Annotated in this window: 4 protein-coding genes; 2 read left to right on the forward strand and 2 right to left on the reverse strand. The window is 67.9% G+C overall.

What is annotated here, in order from left to right; all coding sequences use genetic code 11:
• Positions 1-1,054, reverse strand: a 1,054-nt coding sequence (nagZ, locus tag I6U14_RS17020) for a beta-N-acetylhexosaminidase (RefSeq protein ID WP_296900897.1), incomplete at its 3' end; no start/stop codon positions are given.
• 190 nt (positions 1,055-1,244) lie between these two features.
• Here nagZ and I6U14_RS17025 point away from each other — a divergent pair.
• Positions 1,245-1,925, forward strand: a complete 681-nt coding sequence (locus I6U14_RS17025; protein ID WP_296900899.1) for an NUDIX domain-containing protein — start codon at positions 1,245-1,247, stop codon at positions 1,923-1,925.
• Positions 1,926-1,955: 30 nt separating this feature from the next.
• On the forward strand, positions 1,956-3,038 hold the full coding sequence (gene nadA, locus I6U14_RS17030) for a quinolinate synthase NadA (protein WP_296900900.1): 1,083 nt from the start codon (positions 1,956-1,958) through the stop codon (positions 3,036-3,038).
• Between the two features lie 61 nt (positions 3,039-3,099).
• Here nadA and I6U14_RS17035 read toward each other — a convergent pair whose 3' ends face one another.
• Positions 3,100-3,552, reverse strand: coding sequence for a DUF805 domain-containing protein (locus tag I6U14_RS17035; protein WP_296900902.1), 453 nt, complete (start codon positions 3,550-3,552; stop codon positions 3,100-3,102).
• Between the last annotated feature and the right edge of the window lie 101 nt (positions 3,553-3,653).

Below are 3,653 nucleotides of genomic sequence, written 5' to 3' on the forward strand. Positions count from 1 at the left end.
GCGCGGTGTGGGGGGGGTGGCCCGGCGGGCGCCCCGGGCGGGGCGCGGTGGCCCGGGGGGTGCGGGCCAGCGACGCCGCGACCCGCGCACGCGGCACCTCCCCGGCCGCGATCTGCGCCGCCAGCGCCTCCATCAGCGCAAACTGGATGTCGGTCTGCGGGTGGCGGCCATCCAACCCGCCGCCGCCGCCGATGAACAAGTCGCAGCCGGCGCCCACGGCGCGGCGCGTCAGCTCGGCCGCCGGCCAGCGGCCCCAGACGCCGCGCATCTCCATGTTGTCGGTCACGATGAGGCCCTCAAAGCCCATTTCATCGCGCAACAGCTCGGTGAGGATGGGTCGCGACAGGGTGGCGGGCCAATCCGGGTCCAGCGCCGGATAGAGCACATGGGCCGTCATGAGCGCGGCCACCCCGGCCGCCGCTGCATCGCGGAAGGGCGGCAGCTCGATGTCCTCCAGCGATTCACGGTCCCGCGGCACCAGCGGCAGTTCCAGATGCGAGTCCGCGGCCGTGTCGCCGTGCCCGGGGAAGTGCTTGCCGCACGCCATGAGACCGCGGCGCTGATAGGTGACGATGACCTCACGGGCGACCGCCGACACAATCTCCGGCGTCTGGGCGTAGGCCCGGTCGCCGATGATCGGATTCGCCGGATTGCTGTCGACATCCAGCACCGGGGCAAAGTTGAAATTGACGCCCACGGCGGTGAGCTCAGCAGCGGTCACCTCGGCTGCGCGGCGCACCAGCTCCAAGGAGCCGCTGCGCTCGTAGAGCTTCCCGAGCACCCGCGCCGCCGGCAGCTCGGTGAAGGGTGCGCGCAGGCGGGCCACTCGCCCTCCCTCCTGGTCGACACTGATGAGGGGCGGCTGGTCCGGCGGGTACAGCGCACGTAGGTCTCGACAGAGCGTCGCCAGCTGCACCGGCGTGCCAATATTACGGCGGAACAGGATGAATCCCGCTGGGCGCCAGCGCCGAATCGTCTCGGCCAGCGCCGCGTCTACGGCAGTCCCATCGAAGCCGAGGATAAAAAGTCCGCCGACGAGATGACGTGTGTGCATGACGAAAACCGGCCTTCGTGGTGGCGCCTGCGACCGCGGGACGTGGACATTATCCAAGAAAGCGCAACTGACCGCTCCACGCGATCTTCAACTGGCGAGGGGTGGGCCGTTGCTGCCGACACCGACTTCCGCGTTGGCTAAACTGTTCCTTGAAGCGACCGTCCGGCGTGTTGCGCCAGTGTGTATCCCGATGTCGCAAGCAGAGCCTTACTGTTATGCCCACCCGCATCCGGCGGTCACGACGGACGTGGCGGTATTCGGCATCTGCGATGACGCGCTGGAGCTGCTCTTGATCCGGCGCGGCAACCCACCCTTCGCCGGCGCCTGGGCGTTGCCCGGCGGATTCCTCGATATCGACGAGGACCTGGATACCTGCGCTGCCCGCGAGCTCGCCGAGGAGACCGGCGTCAGCGGGCTCTACTTGGAGCAGCTGTACACCTTCGGCGCCGTCGGGCGCGACCCGCGGGAGCGGGTGGTGAGCGTCGCCTACCTAGCTCTGGCGCCGGCCGGGCAGCGTACCGTCAAGGCCGGCGACGACGCCGCAGAGGCCCAGTGGTTCCGGCTGGATGCCCTGCCCAATCTGGCCTTCGACCACGCCGACATCATCGCCACTGCTCACCGCAGGCTGCTGGCAAAGCTGGATTACTCCACCATTGCGTTCCAGTTCCTGCCGGACACCTTCACCCTCGGCGAGCTGCAGCGCGTCTACGAGACCCTGCTTGACGCCGAGCTCGACAAGCGCAACTTCCGCAAATGGGCACTCGCGCTCGCGCAGATCGAGGGCACGGGCGAGATGCGTCGCCAGGGCAGCCATCGCCCTGCCCGGCTCTATCGGCTTACCGACCGCGAGCGCGTGGCCTACCTCAAGTGACCCGCGGCAACGCCCGCACGGAGCCCCGCCATGACAACCGCCACCGAGAACCCCGACCTCAGTACCCTAGCCCGGGACCGCATGCAGGTGCCCAAGCAGCCGCAGTGGCCGGCGCTCGGTGCCGCCGAGAAGGCGGCGCTCACGGACCGCATCAAGACGCTGCTCACCGAGCAGAAGGCCGTACTGGTGGCGCATTACTACGTTGATGGCGACCTCCAGGCCCTGGCCGAGGAGACCGGCGGTCACGTGGCGGACTCACTGGAAATGGCCCGCTTCGGCACCGAATCCGATGCCGAAACGCTGGTCGTCTGCGGCGTGCGCTTCATGGGCGAGACAGCGAAGATCCTCAATCCCGAAAAACGCGTGCTGATGCCGACGCTGAAGGCCACCTGCTCCCTGGATGAGGGCTGCCCGCCGGATGCATTCGCGGCATTCTGCGACGCCCATCCGGACCGCACCGTGGTGGTCTACGCCAATACCAGCGCCGAGGTGAAGGCCCGCTCGGACTGGGTTGTCACTTCGAGCATCGCGCTGCCGGTGGTAGAGCACCTGCACGCCCAAGGGCAGAAGATTCTCTGGGCCCCCGACAAGCACCTCGGGCACTATGTGCAGCGCATGACGGGCGCCGACGTGCTGCTCTGGGACGGCGCCTGCGTGGTGCACGAGGAGTTCAAGGCGTTCGCGCTGGACCGGGTGCGCCGCCTGCACCCGGACGCCGCGGTGCTGGTGCATCCGGAGTCACCGGACGAGGTCGTCGACCAGGCGGACGTGGTCGGCTCCACCACCCAGCTCATCAAGGCCGTCCAGACCATGCCCAACGACGAGTTCATCGTCGCCACCGACGAGGGCATCTTCTGGAAAATGCATCAGCTGGCGCCGCAGAAGCACCTCATCGCCGCCCCCACCGCCGGCGAAGGCGCCACCTGCGAGAGCTGCGCTCACTGCCCCTGGATGGCCATGAACGCGCTGCAGAATCTGGAGCAGGTGCTGCGCACGCATGATCAAGAAATCCAGATTCCGGAGGACATCCGCCGGCGCGCGGTGGTGCCTATTCAACGCATGTTGGACTTCGCCCGCGAGCGGGGCATCGGCGCACGCAAAGACAGCGACTAGGGCTCCGCCCGTGCTCCAGGGCCGGCGCTTGCTTCCCAAAAGCCGCTGTTCCTGTGTTGCATCAAGGCTGCCCAGGGCCAGCACCGCGTCCGCGGAGCGCGCCGGTGGGCACCGATAGGAGCCCCAGAAGCACAATCACGCTCAGCAAACCGCTCAGGACCGCACCACCCGCGGACGACACCAGTCCGGCAAGGAGGAGCCAGCCGAGGACCAGCAGCCACGCCATCGGCAGGCCCATGTCCCGCAAGCGCTTGGCCATGATGTTCATCTGCCCCAGCAGCAACAGCGCAAAGACGGCGGCGACGGCGATCAGCCCCACGGGACCTAAGCTCTCCCCCAGCGCCACCTGGGTCTCGATCGGCTCCCCACCGGCCATGCGCTCGGCGGCACCGATAACGGCGCCCAGCGCAAAGCTCAGCACCATGGCGAGCGCCAGGATCACCAGGTACCAACCGAGGAAGGGCAGGCGCTTCAGGCGCCCGGTTTGGATGTCGCCCCAGAGGGCCTTGAACATGGATCGAATCTCCCGTCAGAAGGTCAAGTCGGACTCGCGCAGCTTACGGGAAACAGGTTCTACGTGTCTTAATCACTCGCCGCCGCCGCAAACCATCCGCT

Origin of the sequence: Thiohalocapsa sp., from assembly GCF_019695415.1 — a bacterium.
Taxonomy (GTDB): Bacteria; Pseudomonadota; Gammaproteobacteria; order Chromatiales; family Chromatiaceae; genus Thiohalocapsa.